Consider the following 25738-nt stretch of genomic DNA (forward strand, 5'->3'; position numbering starts at 1 on the left):
GCGGGATTTATAGGCAACTCTTCAGTTTTTATCCATAAACTTCGGAATGGTTACATTTACACACACCGACATTGATGGTCCTGAATCTCCACCCACGTTCCGACTTTTCAGCTTTGGCATATTTGACAAAACTGATCGGCTGTTCGCATATCGGGCAGGTCATAACATGTTTTTTCTTGGAGGCCTTATCCGCGAAGCTCTGTTTCTTGGCCATGGATCAATATCTCCTCAATCTCAATTCGATCATTTTCAGTTTCAAAAATCTCATCTTTGACAGCCAGCAAAAGCTCGGTTGTCTCTTTTAATATACGCAATTCGAGGTTATCCGCCAACTGATTTTCGGCCGATTTAAAAAAACCTGCCGCGGCGCGATATTGTCTTTCTTTTAATGCCTGCAGACCTCTGAAATAAGCCTTTTCCGCATCACTCAACATTGATCAAGCCCATCCTGCGCTTTTCAATCTCTTTCAGGCGTTTTGCGTAAGGTGTTACCTTGTAACCATTTATCTTCAAATAATAGATGATCGAGCCGGCCAGATGCAAATAGAACATGTCCCCGTCATCCTTGGCCGCCGCCGATTTCAAGATATCATCGAGCGAGGACAGCAGATGCTGCCCCTCAAACTCGCCGGAATCGAGAAATTCGGTTTCCTTGGCTAAGAGAGTTGTATATTTTTCCACCAGATTGATCTCACCCTGTTTCGGTTTGAATTTCAATACCAGTTTGCGTTTTGGAACAACCCCCTTTTGGCGCCACTCATCAATTTCGTGAGCCAGCTTCTGCGACTCCGGATCCGAATCATCAAGACCGCTTCGGATATCGCCCAATAAATTGGCAATGGCATTTAACCGCGACTCCTGAACTCGCCCCGATTCCAGCAGATCCCGGTTGGTGGCAAACCAGTTACCCAATTGATTGGCCACAAACTGCCCCCGCAACGATTCCCTTGCAATACCATCAAGAGTATCGATGCGCTTGAAATTTTCAAGAGATTCAGACTCGGTTTCGGTGATCCCGCTCAGAAAATGCTCAAGAGTCGCCTCGAGTTCTTTCAGAGATTCCAGACGGCTCACTTTTCGTCCTCGATAATTCCGCTGGTTATATGGGATTCTTTCAATCGTGAGACGGTAGGTCTGGTGATGGCTTGAACGGTAGTTTTTTCGGCCAGCCGATTTTTTGATTTTGCCTCCAGGTATTCTTCAAGCAGATGACTTACCCGGTTGACCATCACCTTGAGATGATCGGCTTCATCTTCCTTGCTCCCCGCGGTCGTCACCAGCCCGGCCAACTTCATAGCCGCCAGTTTGCGTAACGAATCCAACCGGGAAAGCGGCGACATGGTGACAATTTCATTAATCGAGCGCCGACCACTGACCAGTGAGAGCAAGTTCCATTCACCGGAATCAAGTGAGATCGATGATTGCCGCTCCGGCGGCGTGGCCGAGATGGTCAGGACCGAATTGAAATTGGGAAGAGCTTCCTTGATTCGGTTCAGCTCATCGATTCGCCGGTATCCTTCCAGGATAGCATTCTCAACCGAGATATCGACTGTGATTTCTTCCTCGGTCGGATACTGGTTTTCATAAAACTTGAAGGTTCCGCTCTCCCATGAAAGAAGCGAATAAATCAACTCCTCGACCTGTTCCCTGACCACCGCCTCAAGATCCGCCCGGTCGATATATTTTTTGTCCAGCAGGATTCGCCCCAGTCTTTTCGATGAGGCTTCCCTGGACTGAATTTCCACGGCCTCGTCAAGCTGATTCTGAGTCAGACGGCCTCTGTCCCTTAGAAGCTGACCCAGGTGAAAAGTCTGACGCGGACCGTAGCCGTAAATGATTTTCCCCTTTTTGAAATAGACCATGACGATGTCATCGTCTTTCTGAATCCCGAGTGTCCCGGTTTTGCGGCTGTTGGCAACAAGCTGGAATATCTCAGGAAGCGTAAAACGTCCGATTTTCCCCTGTAAAGCCTGTTCCATCTGTACTCCAGAATAAGTGTTCGAATCGAAAATATACGATGTACATATTGTTTGTCAAATAATGTTTTGGAGAAAAATGGCCGATGGGCTTTCTGATGGCAATCAGGGTCTCATATAGATTTCTTGCGGCGTTGGAATCTAATCATGAAGATATCAAATCAGCGGGTGATTTCCCCGGTATTCTGTAAAGTCCCGCTGACCTGTCTTTTTATTTTGACTCTCTTCAGACCGCGATCGGCTTTCATGCCATAGCCGCGCAGGGTATCACCGCGCTGATAAATGGTGACAAAACTATCGGTTTCGATAGTTTCAGATTGCCCGTAATAAAACAACTGCTGGGTCTCCAGCCGGGCGCTGTCTTCCTTGCCGATCACCACCACATCCCCGTTGGCCACCATCCAGTTGGCCGACTCCCGGACCAGACCGCTGTCGGCCACCAGCGATGATGTCAATTCGCCCCGATCGTTGTAAAACAGGACATCGAGTTTCCAGGCCAGCGCCGAATCGCGTTTATCATACTTCTCGATATAATCGGCCCGGATATCGGTTGTTACCAACGAACCTTTATAAAGCAATATCTGGGCTCCCCGAATCTGCTGATCAGGGCGCATCAATTCTTTCCCATCCGAATCGGTCTCGGCCGATCCGGGGGCTTTGATTTCATCCTTTTCGGAACAGGACAGGAGTATACTAAGAAAAATTATCACCGCATTGGTCAGTTGTTTCTTTATCAAAGCCATATTCATTATATCGGCTCCTTGGGCCGGGTATGCCAGCGGTTATGAATCCAGATCCACTGATCCCTGTGCTGGTCGATTATCTCATCCAGAGCCCTGGTACAAAGGGCCGTAATATTATACACATCTTTTTTAAAATCGTCGGATCGTTCAATTATCACCTCCGGGCGGATAATAATTTTATAGCGTCGACCATTCCGCACACAGGCCATAGGGACAAATCCGGCCCCGGTTTTCAAGCCGATAATCGATTGCCCCACCGGCGCATAGGCCGGTATGCCGAAAGCCGGGACAAATTCCGAGCGGACCCTCATCGAATCGGTATCAATCAAAACCCCCAGCGCACATCCCTCTTTAAGAACTTTTAATATTCGTCTTGGTGAGTCCCTGGTATCGATATTGATAATTCCCAGCGATTCGCGGTTATTGACCAATAACCGATTAAGACGCGGATCATACATTTCGCGACCGATTACAGCCGCTTTGTACCCGGAATTGGCAAAAAATACTGCCAACAGTTCGAAATTTCCGATATGCCCGGTCACGGCTATTACCCCTTTGCCCCGCTTATAAACCCTATCAAAATACTCCAGACCCTCGACATCAATCAATGAACTGATTTGACGGCGATAAAATTTTTTAAAGCGGAACACTTCAATAAGATTTCGTCCGAAATTTATATATAAATTTCTGATGATCCGCCGTCGCATTTTATTATCAAGCCTTTCCCCATAAACCATTTTCAGGGTCATCCGGGCCTTGGCCCGATCTCGACCACTGACCAGATAGGCCAGAAAACCCAGCCCGACCCCGGCCGATATAGCCATAGATCGAGGGATTAGATTAAAAATCCTGATAAAAATAACGGCAGAATAATAGACAAGGTTGTTTTTTATTTTCTTCAATTTTTTCACGAGAATTACACCAGTTTCGATTTCAGAATATCATGAAGGTGTATTATACCGACCGGTTCGTTTTGCCGATTAACCACCGGTAGAACGGTAATGGAATATTTTTCCATGATATTCAGGGCTCTATCGAGAATGGCTTCGGGGTTTATTGTTTTGGGATTCTTTATCATGACATCGCGGGTCAACCGTTCAAAGAATTTGTCATCCTGCTGGACCAGTCGGCGCAAATCGCCATCGGTAAAAATCCCGACCAGTTTGTTGTCCCGATCGACCACCAGAGTCGCCCCCAGACGTTTACCGGTCATTTCCAGTATCGTTTCGCGGATACTGGTTTCGGGTCTGACAATCGGGATTTCGGAGTTGGCATGCATGAATTCCCGAACATGCATTAATAATCTTCGGCCCAGTGAACCGCCCGGGTGGAGATAGGCGAAATCCTCGGCCGTAAAATCACGTTCCTGCAAAAGGGCAATGGCCAGAGCATCTCCCATTACCAGAGCTACGGTCGATGAAGTGGTCGGAACCAGATTGTTGGGACAGGCTTCCGCCTTGACCGAGCAATCCAGGACAATATCGCATTTGGCCGCCAGAGGTGAATCAATACCGCCTGTCAGCAGGATTATCTTAACACCAAGTCTTTTGACAGTGGGGAGAATCTGGTACAACTCCTCGGTTGCGCCGGATTTGGAGATGGCAATCAGGATGTCATCAGCCTGAACCAACCCCAAATCGCCATGAACCCCTTCGGCGGGATGCAGGAAAAAGGCGGAAATCCCGGTTGATGACAGGGTGGCGGCGACTTTTTTGCCCACCAGGCCTGATTTCCCCATGCCCGTCACAATAACCCGACCGTGGCAATTCAAAATCAGTTCTACCGCCCTGGTAAAATTATCATCCAGCCGGCCGGCCAGTTCAGCAATGGCTTCGGCTTCTTTTTCGATTACGCGACGTCCGTTTTCCAGAATCATAAGGTCAATCTATACTACATATGAGGCCGGGTCAAGTCTCATTCCCTTGAAGTAGGCTTTGAGAATTTCTCTCACCGCGCCCTCCCCTCCGCGTGCATCTGTAACATAATCAACGACTTCCTTCAACTCCCCGGCGGCGTCGGCAACTGCCATCGACAAACCGGACTCCTGGGCCAGTCCGATATCGAGTATTTCGTTGCCCATAAAGGCCACCTGATCCAGACTGATATTGAGCTTTTTCAAAAGCGGTTTAATCTGTTTCCGCTTGTCCTGCATTTTCTGGAGGATGTATTTGACTCCAAGGTCTTTCATGCGGGTGGTGGTAGCCTTGGAAACCCGTCCGGAGACGACGGCGATTTCCAGGCCGGACCGCATGGCCAGAACCATAAAAAATCCATCGGAAATATTGAATTTTTTCATTTCCCAGCCATCCGGACCGAAATAAATATGATCATCAGTTAAAACCCCGTCAACATCAAGCGCCAGAAGCCTGATATTTTTAAATCGCCGGGCCAGTTCATTAAGGGTAATATGTTTTTTCATAGATTTTTTAAGCTCATTTATTCCTGATTAAGATCTCTTTTAATTTTTAGGACTTCCTTTAGTAATTGCTCCATTTTGTCCAGTGGCAACATGGCTTCCGCATCGGATAACGCCTGCTTCGGATCCGGGTGGGTTTCAATAAACAATCCATCCACCCCGACCGCAACGGCGGCCCGGGCGAAGGGGATAATGAATTCCGGTTGTCCCGAGGAAAAGTCACCTGCCCCGGCCGGAAGCTGAAGTGAATGAGTGACATCGAAAACCACCGGATAACCGAATTTTCTCATAATAATTAATGACCTGAAATCGACCACCAGGTTATGGTAGCCAAATGAGGTCCCCCGTTCAGTCAGGATGACCTTGCCGGATTGGGCCTTGGCGGCGGCCTTCTCCATATCCTCGGGAGCCAGAAACTGCCCTTTCTTGATATTAATCCATTTTTTGGTAGCCGCCGCGGCTCGCAGAAGTTCGGTCTGGCGACTTAAAAAAGCCGGAATCTGAAGCACATCGACCACTTCCGCCGTGGCAATAGTCTCACTCGTCTCATGAACATCGGTCAGAACCGGCATAGCGAATTTTTCCCTGACCTGCCCCAGTACTTTCAAGCCATACTCCATTCCATGACCGGAAAAGGATTCCCCCGAGGTTCGATTGGCCTTGGCGTAAGAGGATTTGAAAATAACAGGAATTTCGTATTTCTCAGAAAGCTCTTTGAGTTTATCCGCGACCCGGAAACAAATCTCTTCCGACTCGATAACACACGGACCGGCAATTAAAAAGAGCCGGTCGCCGTCAAGAATCCGATCAATATTCACGGCCGCACCTCCATGTCAAAGTCTGAAGCGGGTATCCCTAATTATCGAATTTGCGGTAATGCCACTTGACTGTATCGCCATCGTGGGTGATATACTTATCCGAGGCCACTTGCCCCATTGAATCATTCACCGAATACATCCAGCCATACTTGATACCGACTTCAACCGAATCGATGGCATTGACAAAAGAACCATCGATACTTTTTATGTAATCAACCTTATGGTTTTCAAGGGTAACTTCCAGAACGGATTTCCCTTCCTGTCCCTCCAGAACCAGAATCAGGCTGTCGGTCGGTTGATTCGTTCCGACAGTATTATCACGTTCCCCCTTTTCGGATTTGCCACAGGCAATAAAAATCGCCATGGCAATAAACAGGCAAAACAAAGTGGTATGTCTTTTCATCATCCGTTTCCCTCAACCGATTTTAATAAATGGCTGCAATAAAATACGGGATTAAAGCGATAATGTCAAAAGGTTGATGTCAAACGAGAACGATCGCAGCAATTTGGGCAAAAAGGGGTCTGATAAATTGATCAGGGGATATTTGAACAAAACCAAAGGTATAGCAACGAAACAATCCATGGAAATAACCGTAATTGAATACCAGAAAAAGAAATCAGGAAATTCAAACCAGAGAGCAACTAACTATGATCAAAAAGATAATTCTCACCTTTATCGCTGTTGTTATCGTCGGAACAATTCTCTTTTTTGCCCTGAGCGGCAACGCCACCAAAAACGACGATCTAAATACAGTTGCGGTTGAAAAAGGCACCATTATCGATAAGGCGCTGGCTGTCGGGAAAATCGAACCCAATAAAGAAATTTCAGTTAAATCAAAAATTTCGGGCATCGTCAGAGAAATCTATGTTGAGGTTGGTGATGTGGTCAAGGTCGGCGATCCCCTGATCGATGTGGCCCCCGATCCGACCCCCGTGGAATTCGCCACTGCCAAGCGCAATGTGGAAATATACCAGGTGGCTTATGACAATGCCCGGCGCGAAACCGATCGCGCCAAATCGCTCTACGAGAAAAATTTGATTTCTTTCCAGGATTATGATACCAAGAAGTCTTCCTGCGAGGAGGCTCGGCTACGACTCCAGCTGGAAAAGGAAAAGCTGTCGTTGATTGAAACCGGGACAACCAAAATCGCCGACCTGACTGTGGATAACACCATTAAATCATCGGTCAATGGCATGGTTCTTTCCAGGCTGGTCGAGGAAGGTGACCCGGTAGTGCCGCTGACTTCGTACCAGGCCGGAACCGATCTGATGACCCTGGCTTATATGGATGATCTTCTGTTCAAGGGTACCGTTGATGAGATTGATGTCGGCAAACTTCGAGTGGGGATGCCGGCCGGAATAAAAGTTGGTGCGCTTCCGAAAGATACCGTCAGGGGTGAAGTTTTGAGAATCTCCCCCAAGGCTCATAGCGATGAGGGATCAACTGTTTTTGATATTGAAATCAGCCTGGAGAATTGGGGCCGAAGCCTGCTTCGGGCCGGATATTCAGCCAATGCCGATATTATCATCGTCAAAAAAGACAGCATTCTGATTATCCCGGAACGTTTAATCGAGTTTAAAGAAGACACCGCTTTTGTTGAAGTCCGCGACAGTCTCGGCAATATCGACACCATGAAGATTGAAACCGGTCTATCCGACGGGATCAATATCGAAGTAATTAACGGGTTATCCGAAGGTGATTTGCTGGTCGAACGGCCTCCACGGGAGATCTAAAATATGATGCCGTTGTTGTCTGTCAGGCAATTCTTTCGTGATATGCGGAAACAGAAACTGCGGACCCTGATGACCATGTTCGGAATTCTCTGGGGCACCGTGGCCATTATTTTATTGATGAGTTTCGGGACGGGATTATATGAATACCAGCTTAAACGTTTCCGCGGTTTGGGTGAAAATATATCCATTATCTGGCCGGGATTGACCTCGGAGCTATGGAAAGGACTTCCGAGAGGGCGTCAGATCAGGTTCACGGAGGATGATGTGGCTCAGATGAAGGCGCGTCTTGAATCCATAGAAAAAATATCCCCGGAGTATGCCCGCTGGAGTGTTTCGCTGAAATCAAAACATAACAATCTCGCGGCGCGCGTGGGCGGAATCTGGCCGGAATTCAGTGAAATGAGAAACCTGATTCCGCAACCGGGCGGGCGGTTTATCAACGCTTATGATATGACGGAAAAACGGCGGGTTATTTTTCTGGGAAATGAACTGGCCGAGGATCTTTTCATGCAGGATGATCCGATCGGCAAAACCCTGATGGTAAACAATGTCCCTTTTACCGTGATCGGTATAATGTCGCCCAAAGAACAAAATTCATCATACCACGGTCGTGACTATAATATGTGCTGGATTCCGGCTTCGACTTTTAAAACCATGTGGTCACATCGCTATCCCAATCTCATGGTCGTCCAATCACCGACGCCCCAGAGCATGGAGCGTGTCAAAGATGATATCTATGGATTTCTGGCCTCCAAATACAATTTCAATCCCAAAGATACCGAGGCATTGATGATCTGGGATACTACCGAAGGCGTGAAATTTTTTGCCACCTTTTTTCTGGCTTTCCGGGCTTTCCTTGTTGGAATAGGCTGCCTGACTCTGATAACCGGCGGAATCGGGGTGACCAATATCATGAATGTGGTGCTTGAGGAGCGAACCAAAGAAATCGGGATTAAAATGGCCGTGGGAGCCAAAAAATACATCATCATGATTCAATTCATGTTCGAGACAATTCTCTTAACCGCTATCGGCGGCGGTCTGGGCTTTTTAATCGCCCTGGGAATTATATCCGTCTTTCCCACCAGCCTTGAGGAATATACGGGGATTCCCACGATGAATATCGGCGGTGCCATTCTGGCTATTGCCATTATCGGAACCATCGCCCTGGTATCGGGATTTTTCCCGGCCCGCCGAGCCGCATCCCTGGAACCGGTCAAGGCTTTGAAATTATTTTAGGTAATCTTATGAGCCCGTCAATTATGTACAATATCTTCATACGCGATTTCCGCAAACAGCGAAAACGGATGATTCTCACACTGGTAGCCATCCTCTGGGGGACCATGTCGATTATGTTACTGCTTGGATTCGGAGAGGGACTCAGAATTCAGTTTATGAAGGGTTCCACCGGGTTGGGCGAAGGTATTGTCATCATGTGGGGTGGACAAACCTCGATTCCCTTTGAAGGCTTTGGAAAAGGACGGAGGATTCACCTGTACGAATCGGATATAAACATGCTTCAACATAATATCCCGGAAATCGATGAAATCGCCGGTGAATATATTCGCTGGAATGTGGAAATTAGATACGGAGACAAAACCCTGACCGAACGCCTCAATGGCGTTTATCCGTCATATCGCGAAATGCGGAATATGATCCCTGATATGGGCGGACGAATGATCAATAAAATCGACATGGAGCAGAAACGCCGGGTGGTTTTTCTTGGTGACGCGGCCAAGGAACGTCTTTTCGGCAATAAGGATGCCGTTGGTGAAACAATTTATGTTCAGTCGATGCCGTTTAAGGTGGTCGGGGTAATGAAACATAAAATCCAGATGAACAGCTACCAGGGCCAGGATGAAGATGTTATCGTCATGCCGGCCACAACCTTTGTGACGCTTTTTGGCGATCCCTGCCTTGATAATATCATTTATCGCCCGGTGAATCTGGAAAACAGTAAGGCGGTTGAAAAAAGAGTCTTTGAAGTTATGGGAGCCAGATATAAATTCGATCCGGACGATGAGCGGGCACTCAGCTTCTGGGATGTGATAGAATCCAACCGCGTGACTGACAATGTCCTGCTGGGAATCGAAATATTCCTCGGTATAATCGGTACCCTGACTCTACTGATTGCCAGTGTCGGCGTGGCCAATATCATGTACGTGTCCATAAAGGAAAGAACCCGCGAAATCGGAGTCAAAATGGCCGTTGGGGGCCGCCGAATATATATAATTATGCAATTCCTGATGGAGGCTATGGGAATTACTTTCCTGGGAGGATTTTTCGGAATCGCTATCACCTTCGCCATCACTGCTGTCTTCAAGATGATACCGGCGCAGTCGGAAGCGCTGGAACTTCTTGGTAAACCGACCATTTCCTTCGAAATCGGTCTGATCGTGGTTCTTATTTTGGGGATCATGGGTCTGGTATCAGGGTTGTTTCCGGCTTTTAAAGCCGCCTCGATTAATCCGGTCGAGGCCTTAAGGTATGAGTAATGTTTACTTCTTATAAAGGCAGGTGCCATTATGATAAGCATGAAACAGGTTAAAAAAATCTATAACACCGGGAAAATATCATTTGAAGCCTTGAGAGGCATTGATATTGAAGTCGAAGAAAACGAGTATATCGCTGTTGTCGGACCATCCGGATCGGGGAAATCGACTCTGATGAATTTGATGGGATGTCTGGATACACCATCCGAAGGGGAATATCTGCTCAATGGCCGCCGCGTCGATCAACTGGGATCGAATCAACTTGCTGAAATCCGTAATAATCATGTCGGCTTCGTCTTTCAGGCATTCAACCTTCTGCCCTACGCCAGCGCTTATGAAAATGTCGAACTGCCGCTTCTCTTTGCAGGATTGCGTGGAAAGGAACGCAAGGAAAGAGTTGTCGAGATGCTGAACCGGGTGGGCCTGGGAGACAAACTGGCCAATAAGCCGACCGAGATGTCCGGGGGTGAGATGCAGCGTACAGCGATTGCCCGTGCGCTGGCCAATCGTCCGAAACTGGTTCTGGCCGATGAACCGACCGGGAATCTTGACACCGCCTCGGGTAAAGAAATAATAAAAATCTTTGACGAACTCTGGGAAACGGGGCATACCGTTATAGTCATAACTCATGATATGTCGATTGCCGATCACTGCCGGAGAATAATAAAATTGAAAGATGGTCTGGTTTTCAACGGCAATGGCCAACCGCAGAAGGACGTTCGCGCGGTGGCCTGATTTATATATATTCATTTCCTTTCATTCTTGGCGCCGCCGGGCATTTCTCTCCGGCGGCGTATTATTTTTCCTTGATTTTCAATTAAATTTGAATCACATTACGCCTCAATGATGAGACTGATTATTATTACGACTCTATTACTGATGGCCGTTGGGGTCGCCGCACAGGATTTCGAGCAAGAAACCGCTGTACCAACTCCACTGATACGGCGCCCGGGATTACCGACGGTAACCGTGCGAACCGACAACAAACTCCTGATGTGGGCCTTATATCCCGAAGATTACATCAATGAATATAATCTGCAAAGCGATATCCGCTGGGTCAATCGGAATGACTCCGAATTCGTGGCTGAATGGGATAGCATTGGGATTACCATCCTGGCCATGATCGAAGATCTTTCCGGGATTAAATGGCGGGAATCTCAATTTGATATCAATCTGACGAAATACCTCCGCACCGCGGTTATGTATGATCCTCCTGCCCTGCCGCTCCAGGGAATAAGGATGAATCATTATACCGAGGCGGTACCCACCGGATTACACCGTTTGCTGAACGTCATCAAACTGGTCGCCGGACGGAACTTATTACAAACCGAACTGCCGGGTTGCCCTCGTCAACCGGTCGCCGACCATCCTCTTCTCGATAAAAGCGCCTATCGCTTTGATATCATGGTTCTGACTTTAAGTCTGGCCTGCGCCGAGTATATTATTCCGTCCGACAGTCTGGAGAATATCCTTAAAACCGAGCATTGGCAAAAACATAATCCCGGATGGGAAATTTACAAGAATCATTTCCGATACAGCTGGATGATTTCTTTTGAGGAACCGTTGATTACCTTCATTTTGAGAGAGCCCTACGATTCACCGCTGGTTGGGTTAACTCGCCCACCGCGCCCGCCCAAGAAATCCGAAAACGAAATAACCGACAGAGAACCGATCAGGTTGTCGGCCGGTAGCGGACGCCTTGGTTTTTCAGTGGCCCGACTGCCCAACGGTTTTATGGAAATTATCGATGTCGATACTCTGGGTCTGGCTTACACCAACGGCTTGATGATCGGCGATCAGATAAAGAGAGTCAATAATGAGGTTGTCCACAACGCCCACGATTTGATGGAAAAAATTCTCGATAAAATTGACCGTGAGGGAGTTTACCTGATTGTAATCCGAAATGGTGAAGAAGTCGGTTTACTGATGCTCCCTCGTTTAGCCGATTAAACGACATTCTTTTCAATCCCACCAATTCATCAAAGTGCTTTCAATTCATTGTCATAGCCTGCGCAAAAAAGGTATTCAAGATTCCGGGGTAATGATTGCCCGGATTGCCTTGACAGGCTACTGCATAAACAATATATTCGGCCTCAATACGGTTCTGGGGAATTAAGGTTTGACTGAAACGGTAAAGCCTGAAAAAAAACGAGTAGTCGCGTTCTTACATAAAAGACGCGAATTTACAATCATTTCAATTATCCGGCCGATCGGTCTGCTTTGTGCGCTTTATATCTTTATTTTATCGATTACCCTTCTCGGTGATGCTTTCAAATTGTTCGGCCGGGAGTTTGCAGAATCTCTGCTTACAATGACTTCTAACCCCGTTGTTGGGCTTTTTATAGGCATTCTGGCCACATCGATTATTCAATCCTCATCAACCACCACCTCAATCCTGGTTGGTATGGTAGCCAGTGGATTGATTTCCATCGAGGGTGCCATTCCGATTGTTATGGGCGCCAATATCGGCACCACCATCACCAATACCCTGGTATCATTGACCCATATCAACCGAAGTCGGGAATTCAGCCGGGCTTTTTCGGGAGCCATCGTTCATGACATCTTTAATATACTGTCAGTTGCGATTCTTTTTCCTTTGCAATTGACCACGAATTTCCTGGGCCGCGCCGCCCTGTTTATGGAACAGGCCTTTGAGAATGCCGGCGGACTTCATTTTATATCCCCCATTAATGCTATTACCAAGCCGATTACAAAAATGATAATTGGATTATTTCATCAAAGCGCCTGGATTTCGGCGATTGTAGCCATAATTCTGCTGTTTATTGCCCTTAAACTCATGGTGGATATTATGAAATCCCTGGTCCTTTCCCGAGTTGAAGGTTTTTTCAGCAAATATATTTTTAAAACCACTTTCCGAGCATTGGTTCTTGGGATCCTTTTAACGGCGCTGGTTCAATCGTCATCCATAACCACTTCAATTGTCGTTCCGCTGGTAGGTGCCGGAGTTTTATCTCTCCGGCAGGTATATCCATATACCCTTGGGGCCAATATCGGAACCACCGTAACCGCGATCATGGCCTCTCTTGTAACTCAAAATGTCGCCGCGGTGGCGGTTGCTTTCGCTCATTTACTCTTTAACTTCTGCGGAATCGCTATTTTTCTGCCACTGGCCAGAATTCCCCTAAGATTGGCCAAGATCATGTCGAGATTGACATTAAGGAATAGATTGATTCCCATTGGTTTTATTATATTAATATTTTTCCTTATTCCCATAGCTTTAATTTATCTATTGAGGTAAAAGGCGATGTACAAGAAGTTTCTGGAATTATTCGGTAAGGAAAATCTCCTGGATCAGGCTATAATGACAACCATCAAAATGCTGGAAACGGATCGCGAAATGTTTGTGGCTTCGACCGAATCACTGCGACGTCATGATACGGCTAAACTGCCTTTTGATATTTATGTCAAGGATAAGGAGATCAACAACTATGAACGAGAGGTCCGCCGGAATGTCCTGACGCACCTGACGGTGGCGGGGACGGCTAATATTGTGCCCGGGTTGGTCCTGGTTTCAATTGTCATCGATGTTGAACGGATCGGTGATTATACTAAAAATATTGTGGAATTGGCCACGGCTCATCCAACCAAACTTCACGGCGGTATTTTCGAAAACGACCTCCGCGATATCGAAGGAATCGTCCGCGAAAGATTCGATCGAATTATTAAGGTTATCAGCGAGATGCATACCACAACCGCTAAGGATATAATTCTGGATCACAGGAATATTTCCACGCGATGCGATCGCATATTGATCGAAATAATCGGCGAAAAGGATAAAACTCTTTCCCCGGGAAATGCAACCACGCTGGCTCTTTATTTCCGATACCTGAAACGAATCGCGGCACATCTGACCAATATCGCCACCTCAATTGTGAATCCGTTTCCCAGTATTGGTTTTCGCCCGACTCCTGAGCAATAAGCGGTAACAACCGCTGTTGGGTTATGGCTTCTGATAGCCTCAGGTCAAGTTTCCTTGACAAATCCGGCCGCCGATTCTATATTGGCGGCTAATTAATTGGGGGCGAACAAATAAGATACCGGTAAAAACACGGAAATTACAACATGGAATTGCTGGAAAATAAATATATTCTCTGGGGCGGATTTAACCTTCTGGTGTTATTCATGCTGGCTTTGGATCTGGGGATTTTCCATCGGAAGGACCACCGGATTTCGGTCAAAGAGGGTCTGGTCTGGTCGCTTATCTGGATCATTGTCGCTCTTATTTTTAATGTTTTCGTCTATTTCTGGCATGGATCAGGGGCAGCCCTTCAGTTTTTCACCGGATATCTTATTGAACGGTCGCTAAGTATCGACAATATTTTTGTTTTTCTCCTGATTTTCACCTATTTCAAAGTCCCGGACATGTACCAGTATAAGGTTCTTTTCTGGGGCATACTGGGTGCCCTTATTCTTCGCGGGCTTTTCATTGCCGTGGGAGTCATTTTAATATCCACTTTTCACTGGGTAATCTATATCTTCGGGGCCTTCCTGGTATACACCGGGATCAAGATGGGTGTAACCGAGGATAAACAAATCGAGCCGGAGAAAAACCCAGTTTTGCGTTCCCTTCGTAAAATTCTGCCAATTACCAGAACTTATGTCAATGGCCATTTTTTCACCAAAGTCGATCTGAAACGTTACGGGACCCCATTACTGGTGGTTTTAATCGTTGTGGAAACAACCGATATTGTCTTTGCGGTCGATTCCATCCCGGCCATTTTCGCCATTACTCTCGATCCATTTATTGTTTACACCTCGAATGTCTTTGCCATCCTGGGGCTTCGTGCCCTCTATTTTGCCATCGCCGGTTTGATGGATATGTTTCATTATTTGAAATATGGTTTGTCGGCCATTTTAACCTTTGTCGGGATAAAAATGCTGATTTCCGGTTTTTATAAAATACCGGATTTGATTTCGCTGGGGATTATCGCCTTGCTTTTGACTATTTCGATTGTCGCTTCGATAGTCAGAAAGAAACCGGTTGAAAAAGTAAATATGGAAGAGCCAATGGCCTAAGGTATGCCATAAAATTCAGGATTACCATTTCATGATCGGTTTTTCTCAACAATAAAAGTCGCTTTTTTATGGCCCAATAAATGACATGCACTAAAGAATATGAATTAAATCACTTATCCACAGTGAAAAAGTTGTGGAAATGATGTGGAAAAGTTGTAATTTCCCTGATTATCCGCGAATAATCGAACTGACAATCTGTTTGCGAAGTAATATCCCAACCAGCTTCCCGTTTTTGGTTACATAAACCCGTCGCAGATCCTTGAAAAGCATCATTGCGGCCACCTCAACCAGCCGCGTATCCGGTGAGGTTTCCTCATAATCTTTAGTAAACAGCTCGGAAACTTTGATCTGGTTCTCCCGTTTTAGTAATTCCTCGAACGGCTCGATGTCCATTGAGTAATTCAGGTTATCGATCAGGGATTTATAATCGGGAAGGGCCATCTGGATAAGCCCCCGATCGGTGATATGTCCCAGAAAGTTGCCGTTATGATCGACCACGGCGATGGCAGACAGGTAATTCTTGAACATCAGGTTGGCCACATCTTTGAGAGAATCATCGGGCGTAACGGTTGTTATATTACGCCGCATAAGGTCCTTGACGGTCAGTTCTTTTTCGACACTAACCCCGCTTTGCCAGAATATATCGATTATATCGGCGGCATTCCCGGCGGATTTGATTTTTTCCAGATTACCTTCTATCCTGGCGAAGGTGGCAAAAGCCGACAGAGTTTGAAGATACAATCTGGAAATATGTGAAGGGGTTAGAAGAAGAACCACGATTGCCAGCGGCACATTATCCGGGGTTTTATCTTCAAGACCGTTTTTTGATATCCCGACTAGGATGTACATATCATCAACCTCATCGGTCCTGGCGTGCGGGAAAGCAAAACCTCTTCCATAGGAAGTATTTTCGATTTCTTCCCGTTCAATGATCATTTTTCGGACTTCTTCCAGATTAATCCCGGGATAATCTTCCCTTAATAACGCCAAAAGCTCATCGACAGCTCCGGTTTTATTGGCCGATTTCAAGTTCTCGATAATGTATTTTTCTTTTAATATGTTAGCCAGCCGCATTATCCTGTCCCTCAATGAGATTGTCTTTTAAAAGTTTCGAGTCGACCCGCGTCAATTCCGATGGCGACACGATACCTCCGGAAACAAGCATTTTCACAGCTTCCTCAACTGTTATATTTATCGGTATTATTTCATCTTCGGCCACAAATACAAGAACCCCCGAAATCGGAGTAGGTGTTGATGGAACAAAAACGCCGACCATTTTCCTTGGTCCGTCCGGGCTATCGATAAATTTAATCCGGGCAGTGGCAAAGCCAATAGCATAAAGGCCCTTGCGCATGTACTCGCACATAACGACTTCTTTGAAGGACTTAATCTGAGGGACCGTGACCGCCTCAATAAGCTGTTTGGCGGCAAGGTAGACCACCCGAATCACCGGTGTTTTGACCAGAACCCTTTCGCTGTAGCGATAAATTGTCTTGCCGATTATGCCCCGGGTAAAAAAGCCCGCCAGTATTATAAGAAGAATGGTAACAATTATCCCCAGTCCGGGAATATTATAATGCAGGGTTTTCTGGATCAAGGGCGACAGAATGCCATCGATCGACTCAAAAAGAAATCGCAGGACAACATAGGTAAGTATTAACGGGACAACAACCAGAACTCCTGCGACAAACTGGTGCCGAATGATATCTTTAATCATTTTAAAAATCGACATCTGTCCCCTGAGCTGTTATGACTAACCGATATCCATACCATGAAAATATACATAACGATTGACGATTTATGCAACAGCTTTGATGATAATATCTCTATAGGAAACGCTGTTTTAAAAAGCAAAAACCTTCGCTGCTTCCAAGGCGAAATTCATGATCGGTTCCGGGAAAAGTCCGAAGATCAGGATTCCGGCCACACCGATAATCAGGACGATACTGGCTGGAAGCGGCGGTTTTATTTTGATCGAAGGAGTCTCCGAAGAGAAATACATCATTTTGAGGACATTGGCGTAATAGTACAGGGCAACGACCGATGTCAGCAGAGCCAGAATTACCAGCCAGGTATATCCAGCCTGAATACCGGCCGCAAAAACCAGATACTTGGCTACAAACCCGCCCAGAGGTGGAATACCTGCCAGAGAGAGCATGAAAATCGCCATAAAGGCCGACAGGGCCGGAGAGACTTTGGATAAGCCGCCATAACTGCTGATACTGTCGGAACCGGTTTTGTCATTGAAAACAGTGGCTACGGCAAAGGCGCCCATATTGGCGAACAAATAGATAAACATATAAAAACCAACCGAGCCCACTCCTAAGTCGGAGGTCGCCACCATCCCGACCATTATATACCCTATCTGGGCAATGGATGAATAGGCCAGCATGCGTTTGATATTTTTCTGTCTGAGAGCGGTAATATTTCCCAGGATCATGGCCGCCGCGGCCAGAACCGCGACAACAATACCCCAATCAAGCGGAGCCATCACCTTGTCGGCGAAACCATACAGGCCATTGACAAATATACGCATAAATGCCACCAGTCCCGCCGCTTTGGAGCCCACCGAAAGCAGGGCCGTAATCGGGGTTGGCGCCCCCTGATAAACATCGGGCGCCCACATGTGGAATGGAACCAGGGCCAGTTTAAAGCCGATACCGGCCACCACCATGATTACCGCCAGAATAAATCCGCCGCCGATCTTACCGGCCGACAGGAACACCAGCGACATATTAATTTTAAGCATGATAATATCGGTCGTACCGGTCAAACCATATAGAAGTGACAGACCATAAAGCAATATGGCCGATGAAAAGGCACCGATAATCATATATTTAAGTCCGGCTTCCACCGATATCCGATCATCCTTATAAAAGGCCGCCAGGACAAAGAGCGGAATGGTGGTCAATTCCAATCCGACATAAAGTGAGATCAATTCACTGGCTGATGCCAGAAACATCATACCGACGGTTGAGAACAGCACCAGACCGAAATATTCGCCGCGATGATTCTTTATTTTTTCGGAGATGATATCAAATGATGACCCGATAGCCATAAAGGCCGAACCGAGAAAAATAATCTTGAAAAAGACCGCCAGCTGATCCGACTGGAACATATTATTGAATGTTATGCCGCCGTGAAAGAGGTACAGCAAGAGAGCCGTGAAGGCTGTTCCTCCCATCGCCAGGTACCCGATCAACCTGGTATTCCGCCGCCGGGTGCCGACATCATAGGCAATAATAAACAGCGCCCAGAGGAACAGAAATATTTCCGGTACCAACAATCTCAGATTATAATCAGGCATCATAATTGTAACCTATCGCGCCATCAGGTTAACCAGGTTTTCCAGGGTAGCCTTCATCAGGTTGGAAAGCGGGCCCGGGAAAATTCCGATAGCTACAGTCAAGACCGCCAGTGGGGCCACCATCAAAATTTCCCTGACATTGATTTCTGTCAGGTGGTCCCATTTTTCCTTGTTGAATTCACCCAGGAAAATTCGCTGAACCATACGAAGCATGTACGCCGCCGTCAAAACCACTCCCAGCACGGCCAGGCCGGTGATGACTTTAAACTGGAAAAAGGACCCGACAAAAATCATGAATTCTGAAATGAATCCCGACATCCCCGGCAATCCCAGCGAAGCCATTGAAAACAGCACCATCAATCCGGTGTAGACCGGCAGTTTGGCGCCCAGGCCACCAAAGGCGGCGATTTCGCGGGTGTGGGCCCGGTCATATATTACCCCGACCAACATAAAGAGCGCCCCTGTGATTAAACCGTGGCTGACCATCTGGAACATACACCCGGCAATAGCCGTCACAGAGGAATAAGCCCCCAGGGCCAGCATGCAGTACCCCATATGCGAGACTGATGAATACGCCACCAGCTTTTTCAAATCCTTTTGTGCCATCGAAACCAGAGCACCATATATTATCGCGATCAATCCCAACAGGGCGATCGGGATCGAAAAATAACGAACCATCTCGGGAAACATCGGCCAAGAAATTCTTAACATGCCATAGGTTCCCATCTTAAGTAAAACCCCGGCCAGGATGACCGAAACGGCTGTCGGCGCTTCCACATGAGCATCCGGCAACCATGTATGGAACGGCCAAACCGGGACCTTGATGGCAAAACCGACAAAAAAGAAAACAAAACAAACCATCTGAAGCGAACGCCCCAGGAAACCGGGAACGGTATTCACCAGCTCTGGAATATTCAGGGTATGCGGCGTGCTCGTAAAATACAGAATCAGAATGGCCACCAGCATGAAAATAGAGCCGAAGAGAGTATATAAAAAGAACTTGATGGCCGCATATTCCTTGCGCGGGCCGCCCCAGACGCCGATCAGGAAATACATCGGCACCAGCATGACTTCCCAAAAAACATAAAAGAGAAAGAAATCGAGAGCGCAAAAAACACCCATCATTCCCGCTTCCAGAAGCAGGAAGAAGGCAAAATATTCTTTGACCCGCTTGACAATATGGAATGAAACAATCACCGATAGAAATGAAAGAAGCCCGGTCAGCAGAAGCATCGGAACCGAAATACCGTCAACCCCGAGATAATACTGGGCGCTGATCGGGGCAATCCAGGTGAAAGGCCCCTCGATATAGGCAAAAGCGGCCGAATGTGAATAATTGAAAAAATAGTCCCAGGTAAGATAGATGGACAGAACACAGGGTATAAAGGAAAAGAAAACCGATACCCATCTGATCAGATCATGCTTCTCTTTCGGTAAAAACATCACCGCCACAAACCCCAGGAGCGGTAAAAATATCAGATAACTTAATATTGGAAAGCCCATAATCTCCTTCTATCCTCCTAAGCTTCTATCTTCGGTTCCGTATTGATTCGATCGGAACGGGATGATTTAAAAACCAGACGTGCCAGGGCAATCAATATAATCCCGGCCAGGTAATAGTAAAACCCGCTCGGTGTAACTCTATAAATAACCAGACCAATAATTGCGGCGATAATCACCAGCGTGTAAAACTGCAATGACCCGCTCTGAATCCATCGAAATATCCAGGAAAGCCCCATGCAGAGATAACCAAGACCGTTGACGGCGCCATCGACAATGTATTGATCGAATAATTGCTTGAGATCGGCCCATTTGACGGTCAGCCAGCCGGTGAAATTGACCAGTCCGTCAATAACATTGGCATCGAACCACCACATAATACGGCAGAGATCCATCACGCGATCGATAACCGCGGCTTGGTATATTTCATCGAAATAAAATTTATTATACGACAGACGATACAGCAACTTGAACCGGCCGGCGATCACCTCAGCTGAAAAGGCATTTTTATAGTATATAAAATACGCCAGTCCGATTCCGCTGACCGCCACCACGGTTGACAGAAGCATGAGCCCGTAATTGGCATGCACATGATACGCTTCATGATGAAAGGCAAACGCGGCAAAGCCATGTTTCAGCCAGGGCATCCCGGTCCATCCCGCAAAAATCGCCAGGAAGGCCAGAATCATCAACGGCACCGTCATTGATTTTGGCGATTCATGAGCATGATCGAACCGGTCCTGGTTGCGCGGTGATCCGGTGAATGTCATAAAACAGAGCCGGAACATATAAAAAGCGGTCATAAAAGCAATCACCAGGGTTAAAACCATAAAGATCGGGTGCCCCACGGTGGTCGCCACTATCTCATCTTTTGACCAGAAACCCGACAGGGGGAAAATCCCGGCAATCGATAGCGAGGCGATAAAAAACGTCAGAGTGGTTGTTTTCATTTTTTTGTGCAGACCGCCCATTTCCTGGATATCGTTGGTATGCACGGCGTGAATCACCGAACCGGCTCCGAGAAAGAGCAGGGCCTTGAAAAAAGCGTGAGTCATTAAATGAAATGTTCCGGCGTACCAGCCCGGTGAGTGGAAATGTTCCGTGAACATCGCCCCGTAATGATGCATTGCCCGGGAGAAATCAACTCCGTACAGGCCCAGAGCCATAATCATATAACCCAGCTGGCTGACGGTTGAATAGGCCAGAACCCGTTTGATATCGTTTTGAGTGAGGGCAATCGAAGCAGCCAAAAAAGATGTTATCAGTCCTATGACGGCGACCACCATCGAGGCGGTTTCCGAGGCCGCAAAAAGTGTCATGGCCCGGGCCACCAGGTACACCCCGGCCGCCACCATGGTGGCGGCATGAATCAAAGCCGAAACTGGTGTCGGGCCTTCCATGGCATCCGGCAACCAGACATGCAACGGGAACTGGGCCGATTTACCGACCGCCCCGCAAAAGATAAACACCCCGGCCGCGGCCAGAAGCCCCGATGACAGGTGCCCGCTGGTAACGATTTCAAAAACCTTCTGATAATTAAAGGTTCCAGCATAAAACCCGAGAATCAGCAGGCCGACAATAAATCCCAAGTCACCGATTCGGGTTGTGATAAAAGCTTTCTTTCCGGCATCGGCGGCGACTTTCTTTTCAAAATAAAACCCGATCAGAAGGTAACTTGTCAGACCGACCAGTTCCCAGAAAATAAATATCATAAAAAAGTTATTGGCAATCACCAGTCCGAGCATGGAAAAGCTGAAGAGTGACAGGTAGGCAAAAAACCGGCTGAAACGCGGATCACCGTGCATATAACCGACTGAATAGATATGCACGCAACCCGAAACGATTGTGACCACCATCAGCATCACCACGGTCAGCGGATCGATCCACATCCCCAGATCAAGATGAAAATGGGGCAAATCAATGAAAGTGACCATGGCCTCCAGCGGAGTACCATGCCGGGCGATCATTTCGAACAGGACTACCACCGAATGGATAAAAGCCAGCAGAATCATCGAAATGGAAATATATGACGACAGTTTCTCCTTCCAGCGGGTGAAGAATACTACCACCCAAAATGCCAGTAGCGGATAAAACGGTATTAAAAAGGCTTTTTCCAGCATATTACCACTTCATAATATTAATCCGGTCGACATTAATGCCTTTCCAGTTTCGATACAGCAATAGAACGATTGCCAGGCCGACCACGGCCTCGGCGGCGGCAATGACAACCACGAAAATGGCAAAAATTTGACCGGTCAGGTTAGCGGGACCGATAAATTTATTAAACGCCACCAGGTTAATATTCACGGCGTTAAACATCAACTCCAGGGACATCAGAATTCCGATTGCGTTCCTCCGGGTGAGAACCCCGAAAATGCCAATGGCAAACAGGACTGCTGCCAGGGCCAGGTAATTCAACATCATATCAGGAACCCTCCCTTCGGGCCAGAACCACAGCCCCGATCAGAGCGGCCAGCAGGACAATCGAAACCACCTCGAACGGAAGAACATAATCCGTCATTAAGAGCTTTCCCAGAGTCAGAATATTATTGTCCGGGAGTGGTTGATCCACCCGTCGCCAAATCGTATAGGGAAGCGAGGCCAGGCAGGCGATCAAGAACGAAGCACAGACAAAGATGCCGATCAAAACCTGTTCATTGCTTTGTTTGATCTGCCGGGAGCTTAAATTTGACGTCAGCATGATGGCAAAAATCATCAGGACGGAAACCGCCCCGACATAAATCAGGACCTGGACCGCCGCCAGGAATTCGGCCTCAAGCAGAATATACAGACCGGCCACACAGAAAAGCGCCAGGATCAAAAACAGGGCGCAGTGGAAAATATTTCTGAGGGTTACCACCATCAGGGCCGACATGATCAAAACAAACGATATCAGGTAAAAGACCGGTTGCGCCGAAATCTGGGTAAATATATTTCCGATACCTACCAGAATCATTTCTGTTCCTCCGCACCTTGATCTTCAGCTTTCTTCTCACCCGTGACTTCACCCGCCGCCCCGGCATCAGAAGTAACATCCGGTTTCTTATCAACTTCAACCGGTTTATCAGTTTGTCCGGCGGGTTTGGGTACCGGCCGGGGTACCGCCGCAGCCGCCTTTTTGCGGGCCGGCTTTTCATAGGGAACATCGCGCCCCAGTTCCTGCAGTCGGGCGGTGTGATATATTAAATCTTCCTGGTTGTAGGTGGAAAATTCATATTTGGGTGCCAGTTTGATGGCCGCGAAATTGCAGGCTTCCTCGCACAATCCGCAAAAACAGCAAATGGTGTTATCAACAATAAAATCATCAAGAACCCGTTTCTTGGTTTCTTCGTTTTTATGATGTTCAATCCGTATGGCCGCCGAGGGACAGCTTCGCATACAGAGTAAACAGACGGTGCAATTCAACTCGCCGGTATCCGGATCAGAAAGTAAAACCACGACACCGCGGGAACGCTCCGGCATCGGCCATTTCTCTTTCGGATACTGCAGAGTGATGGCATGTTTGCCGAGATGTTTACCGGTCGTCATCAACCCGATCAGAAGGTTTTTTATTCCATTTAAAACTTCTTTTACCAATTGAACCACTCCGAATATTTCATCAAACCGGCCAGAATCAAATTAACGAAGGCCACCGGTACCAAAAATTTCCAGGAAAATTCCATCAATTGATCCACTCTCAAACGTGGGTAGGTCCAGCGGAACATCATAAAGACAAATACCAGGCCAAACGATTTAATCAGAAACCACATCCATGACGGGAGCCACGGTCCATGCCATCCGCCCAGAAAGAGTGTGGCGCCGATTGCGGAAACCGTGAACACATTGACAAACTCGGCCAGGAAAAACATGGCGAATTTCATACCGGAATATTCGACATTGAATCCGGCCACCAGTTCCTGTTCCGCTTCCGGTAAGTCAAACGGGGTTCGGTTGGTTTCGGCAGTGGCGGCTATTATGTAAGTTATAAAAGCAATCGGCCCGAAGGGTAATCGGAAAACGTACCACTGATATATCTTGGCCTGCGATTCGACGATATCCACCATGGATAATGATCCGGAAAAGACAATCACGGCCAGAACAGCCACGACCATTGGCACTTCATAGCTGACTACTTGGGCCGCGGAACGCATCCCCCCCAGCAGGGCGTATTTATTATTGGAGCCCCAACCAGCCATGAGAAGAGAGATAACCGTAAAGGTGGTAATGGCCATTATAAACAGAATTCCGATATTGAGATCGGCCACGATCAAACCGTTTCCGAAGGGTATGGTAATGTAGGCCAGATAGGCTGCCACAAAACAGATAACCGGCGCCCAGAAATATACCGGACGATCGATTTCGGCGGGACGGATATCTTCCTTTTGTAATAATTTGACCGCATCGGCGATGGTCTGACGCCAGCCATGCCAGCCGGTTAACATCGGCCCGAATCTTTGCTGGATATGCCCGGCCACCTTTCTCTCCCACCAGACCAGAAACAGCGCCACCAGGGAGAGAAACCCAAAAACAATCAATCCCGCCACAGTATAAGAGATAACATCAACCCAGCCCTGTGAAAGGCCACTGGATTCCAGTAATTCATACAAATATTTAAAAATGCCGGCAATTTCCATTACCTGTCCACCTCCGGCATAATGACATCCATTGAAGCCATAATGGCCACCAGATCGGCTATTTTATGCCCGCGAGTGATTTCGGGAATAACCTGAAGATGGTTATATGATCCCCCCCGCATTCTGACCCTGAGCGGTTTCTTGTCGCCCGCCGAAACCAGATGAACACCCATCTCTCCACGGGAGTTTTCGATTCGGCTGTACACTTCCCCCGGTTTGGGTTTGAAATTCATGGTCACCTTGGCGCGAATCTCGCCTTCGGGTATTTGTTCAATAGCCTGCCGGACGATTTTGGCCGATTCCCGCATCTCCTTTATTCGAATCAGGTAGCGATCGAGGCAGTCTCCGTTGAAAGTCACCGGAATATCGAATTTAAAACGATCATATATAGAATATTGATCATCCCGCCGCAGATCGAATTTGACTCCCGAAGCTCTCAGGGGGGGGCCGGAAACTCCGTAGGCAATAGCCTTTTCCTTTGAAAGAACCCCGATATTCTTGTTGCGTGGAACAAATATCGGATTTTCGGTCAGGATTTTTTCATAATCATCGACCCGATGATCAAAGGTCCCCAGGAATTTTTTACATAATGGAATAAACTGCTCGGGGATATCGCGCGACACACCGCCGATCCTTATATAATTGTATGTCAGTCTCTGTCCGCAGGTCATTTCAAACAGGTCAAGAATATCTTCGCGTTCACGGAAAGCATAGAGAAACGGCGTGAGAGCTCCCAGGTCCAGACAGGTGGTTCCAAACCAGATCAGGTGGCTGGCTATTCGGTTGAGTTCAAGCATGATTACCCGGAGATACTGAGCCCGTTCCGGGACTTCAACCTCGCCCAGTTTTTCGGCGGCCAGGGAAAAGACCTGATTACAGGACATGGACGTGCAATATTCGAAGCGATCCATCACCGGAATACACTGGGCATAGGTTCGGTTTTCGCAGATTTTTTCCAGGGCCCGGTGAAGATAACCGATGATCGGTTCCACATCGACGATCACTTCGCCGTCCATGGTCAATAAAAATCGGCAGACACCATGAGTCGAAGGGTGTTGCGGCCCCATATTTATTTGGAATTCTTCTGTCCGCAATTCGCCCATAA

The 25738-nt window shown here is 47.4% G+C and carries 27 protein-coding genes; 8 read left to right on the plus strand and 19 right to left on the minus strand.

Annotation, left to right across the window (positions count from 1 at the left end):
- Window positions 1-185: 185 nt before the first annotated feature.
- From JXQ28_12770 to JXQ28_12810, 9 genes are all read right to left on the minus strand, one after another.
- A complete protein-coding gene (locus JXQ28_12770) occupies window positions 186-431 on the minus strand; it encodes a hypothetical protein (protein ID MBN2278605.1) in 246 nt (81 codons plus the stop codon).
- Entirely contained in the window at window positions 424-1074 is a 651-nt protein-coding gene (locus JXQ28_12775; protein MBN2278606.1) for a hypothetical protein, read from the minus strand. Before JXQ28_12775 ends, JXQ28_12770 begins: the two co-directional genes overlap by 8 nt.
- The gene (locus JXQ28_12780) at window positions 1071-1979 is read right to left on the minus strand and encodes a DUF4388 domain-containing protein (GenBank protein MBN2278607.1); all 909 of its coding nucleotides are present in this window, start codon (window positions 1977-1979) and stop codon (window positions 1071-1073) included. The genes JXQ28_12775 and JXQ28_12780 overlap by 4 nt, the downstream gene beginning before the upstream one ends.
- 158 nt (window positions 1980-2137) lie before the next feature.
- Window positions 2138-2725: an LPS export ABC transporter periplasmic protein LptC gene (gene lptC, locus JXQ28_12785; protein ID MBN2278608.1), complete on the minus strand. Its 588-nt coding sequence runs from the start codon at window positions 2723-2725 to the stop codon at window positions 2138-2140.
- Complete coding sequence (locus tag JXQ28_12790; GenBank protein ID MBN2278609.1) at window positions 2725-3630, minus strand: hypothetical protein; 906 nt, start codon at window positions 3628-3630, stop codon at window positions 2725-2727. Before JXQ28_12790 ends, lptC begins: the two co-directional genes overlap by 1 nt.
- 5 nt (window positions 3631-3635) lie before the next feature.
- The gene (locus JXQ28_12795; protein ID MBN2278610.1) at window positions 3636-4595 is read right to left on the minus strand and encodes a KpsF/GutQ family sugar-phosphate isomerase; all 960 of its coding nucleotides are present in this window, start codon (window positions 4593-4595) and stop codon (window positions 3636-3638) included.
- A 9-nt stretch (window positions 4596-4604) separates the two neighbouring features.
- Window positions 4605-5138 (minus strand): HAD-IIIA family hydrolase, encoded by a 534-nt coding sequence (locus JXQ28_12800; protein ID MBN2278611.1) that lies wholly within the window; start codon window positions 5136-5138, stop codon window positions 4605-4607.
- Between the two features lie 17 nt (window positions 5139-5155).
- Window positions 5156-5953, minus strand: a complete 798-nt coding sequence (kdsA, locus tag JXQ28_12805; protein ID MBN2278612.1) for a 3-deoxy-8-phosphooctulonate synthase — start codon at window positions 5951-5953, stop codon at window positions 5156-5158.
- Window positions 5954-5990: 37 nt separating this feature from the next.
- A complete protein-coding gene (locus JXQ28_12810) occupies window positions 5991-6359 on the minus strand; it encodes a DUF4430 domain-containing protein (GenBank protein MBN2278613.1) in 369 nt (122 codons plus the stop codon).
- A gap of 242 nt (window positions 6360-6601) precedes the next feature.
- Between JXQ28_12810 and JXQ28_12815 the strand changes: the two genes are divergently transcribed.
- The 8 genes from JXQ28_12815 to JXQ28_12850 all read left to right on the plus strand — a co-directional run bounded on the left by JXQ28_12815 (window position 6602) and on the right by JXQ28_12850 (window position 15213).
- Window positions 6602-7687, plus strand: coding sequence for an efflux RND transporter periplasmic adaptor subunit (locus JXQ28_12815; GenBank protein ID MBN2278614.1), 1086 nt, complete (start codon window positions 6602-6604; stop codon window positions 7685-7687).
- 3 nt (window positions 7688-7690) lie between these two features.
- Window positions 7691-8923, plus strand: coding sequence for an ABC transporter permease (locus JXQ28_12820; GenBank protein ID MBN2278615.1), 1233 nt, complete (start codon window positions 7691-7693; stop codon window positions 8921-8923).
- Between the two features lie 8 nt (window positions 8924-8931).
- Entirely contained in the window at window positions 8932-10179 is a 1248-nt protein-coding gene (locus JXQ28_12825; GenBank protein MBN2278616.1) for an ABC transporter permease, read from the plus strand.
- Window positions 10180-10209: 30 nt separating this feature from the next.
- The gene (locus JXQ28_12830) at window positions 10210-10911 is read left to right on the plus strand and encodes an ABC transporter ATP-binding protein (protein MBN2278617.1); all 702 of its coding nucleotides are present in this window, start codon (window positions 10210-10212) and stop codon (window positions 10909-10911) included.
- Window positions 10912-11019: 108 nt separating this feature from the next.
- Window positions 11020-12126 (plus strand): hypothetical protein, encoded by a 1107-nt coding sequence (locus tag JXQ28_12835; protein ID MBN2278618.1) that lies wholly within the window; start codon window positions 11020-11022, stop codon window positions 12124-12126.
- Window positions 12127-12364: 238 nt separating this feature from the next.
- The gene (locus JXQ28_12840; protein ID MBN2278619.1) at window positions 12365-13435 is read left to right on the plus strand and encodes a Na/Pi symporter; all 1071 of its coding nucleotides are present in this window, start codon (window positions 12365-12367) and stop codon (window positions 13433-13435) included.
- Window positions 13436-13441: 6 nt separating this feature from the next.
- On the plus strand, window positions 13442-14116 hold the full coding sequence (locus tag JXQ28_12845) for a hypothetical protein (GenBank protein MBN2278620.1): 675 nt from the start codon (window positions 13442-13444) through the stop codon (window positions 14114-14116).
- Window positions 14117-14259: 143 nt separating this feature from the next.
- Window positions 14260-15213: a TerC family protein gene (locus tag JXQ28_12850; GenBank protein MBN2278621.1), complete on the plus strand. Its 954-nt coding sequence runs from the start codon at window positions 14260-14262 to the stop codon at window positions 15211-15213.
- Between the two features lie 168 nt (window positions 15214-15381).
- On the opposite strand, the gene JXQ28_12855 is transcribed toward JXQ28_12850, so the two are convergent.
- The 10 genes from JXQ28_12855 to JXQ28_12900 all read right to left on the minus strand — a co-directional run bounded on the left by JXQ28_12855 (window position 15382) and on the right by JXQ28_12900 (window position 25736).
- The gene (locus JXQ28_12855; protein ID MBN2278622.1) at window positions 15382-16287 is read right to left on the minus strand and encodes a PTS sugar transporter subunit IIA; all 906 of its coding nucleotides are present in this window, start codon (window positions 16285-16287) and stop codon (window positions 15382-15384) included.
- Window positions 16274-16945 (minus strand): DUF502 domain-containing protein, encoded by a 672-nt coding sequence (locus JXQ28_12860; GenBank protein MBN2278623.1) that lies wholly within the window; start codon window positions 16943-16945, stop codon window positions 16274-16276. Before JXQ28_12860 ends, JXQ28_12855 begins: the two co-directional genes overlap by 14 nt.
- A 111-nt stretch (window positions 16946-17056) precedes the next feature.
- Window positions 17057-18523, minus strand: a complete 1467-nt coding sequence (locus JXQ28_12865; protein MBN2278624.1) for an NADH-quinone oxidoreductase subunit N — start codon at window positions 18521-18523, stop codon at window positions 17057-17059.
- Between the two features lie 9 nt (window positions 18524-18532).
- Entirely contained in the window at window positions 18533-20023 is a 1491-nt protein-coding gene (locus tag JXQ28_12870; protein MBN2278625.1) for an NADH-quinone oxidoreductase subunit M, read from the minus strand.
- Window positions 20024-20040: 17 nt separating this feature from the next.
- Window positions 20041-22140: an NADH-quinone oxidoreductase subunit L gene (locus JXQ28_12875; protein ID MBN2278626.1), complete on the minus strand. Its 2100-nt coding sequence runs from the start codon at window positions 22138-22140 to the stop codon at window positions 20041-20043.
- Between the two features lies 1 nt (window position 22141).
- Window positions 22142-22444, minus strand: a complete 303-nt coding sequence (gene nuoK, locus JXQ28_12880; protein ID MBN2278627.1) for an NADH-quinone oxidoreductase subunit NuoK — start codon at window positions 22442-22444, stop codon at window positions 22142-22144.
- Window position 22445: 1 nt separating this feature from the next.
- Window positions 22446-22976 carry an NADH-quinone oxidoreductase subunit J gene (locus tag JXQ28_12885; protein ID MBN2278628.1) on the minus strand — a complete coding sequence of 177 codons (531 nt, stop codon included), beginning with the start codon at window positions 22974-22976 and terminating at the stop codon, window positions 22446-22448.
- Entirely contained in the window at window positions 22973-23596 is a 624-nt protein-coding gene (locus tag JXQ28_12890) for an NADH-quinone oxidoreductase subunit I (GenBank protein MBN2278629.1), read from the minus strand. Before JXQ28_12890 ends, JXQ28_12885 begins: the two co-directional genes overlap by 4 nt.
- The gene (gene nuoH / locus JXQ28_12895; GenBank protein ID MBN2278630.1) at window positions 23590-24633 is read right to left on the minus strand and encodes an NADH-quinone oxidoreductase subunit NuoH; all 1044 of its coding nucleotides are present in this window, start codon (window positions 24631-24633) and stop codon (window positions 23590-23592) included. Before nuoH ends, JXQ28_12890 begins: the two co-directional genes overlap by 7 nt.
- Window positions 24633-25736, minus strand: a complete 1104-nt coding sequence (locus JXQ28_12900) for an NADH-quinone oxidoreductase subunit D (protein ID MBN2278631.1) — start codon at window positions 25734-25736, stop codon at window positions 24633-24635. The genes nuoH and JXQ28_12900 overlap by 1 nt, the downstream gene beginning before the upstream one ends.
- Window positions 25737-25738 lie beyond the last annotated feature (2 nt).

The sequence above is a fragment of the Candidatus Zixiibacteriota bacterium genome, assembly GCA_016933955.1.
Classification (GTDB): Bacteria; Zixibacteria; MSB-5A5; order GN15; family PGXB01; genus JAFGTT01.